Here is a 351-nt window from a genome sequence, read left to right as displayed (position 1 = left end):
GTTTTCTCTGTTTGGTGGTTTTCTGTTTGGTATTGGCGCGGCAATTAATAGTGGTTGCGGAGTTTCGACGGTTAGCCGTTTAGCTCGTGGCGAAGTGGTTATGTTGGCGACCATATTAGGGTGGTTCGTTGCTTGGCTGTTGTTTGCTCCCGTTTTGCCTACTGAGTTAAAAGGATCTCGGTTGGTTTTATCTGATTTTTCCCGATATGCATTTCTTGGGAGTATTTCGCTCATTATTGTGGTGAGTTGCTATTTCATGAATGCGGTAAATCGTAAGTTATGGTTATCAATGCTGGGAATTGGCTTAACGGCAGGTTTTGTATTCCTTTATGAACCTCACTGGACGCCAAG

At 43.9% G+C, this 351-nt stretch carries 1 protein-coding gene; it reads left to right on the top strand.

What is annotated here, in order from left to right:
- On the top strand, positions 1-351 hold a 351-nt coding region (locus tag AB4512_RS24930; RefSeq protein WP_372176144.1), incomplete at both ends, for a YeeE/YedE thiosulfate transporter family protein.

It is taken from the genome of Vibrio sp. 10N.222.52.B7, assembly GCF_041474275.1.
Taxonomy (GTDB): Bacteria; Pseudomonadota; Gammaproteobacteria; order Enterobacterales; family Vibrionaceae; genus Vibrio; species Vibrio crassostreae_C.
Note: the sequence above shows the minus strand (reverse complement) of the source record. Positions and strands in the feature narration are given on the sequence as shown.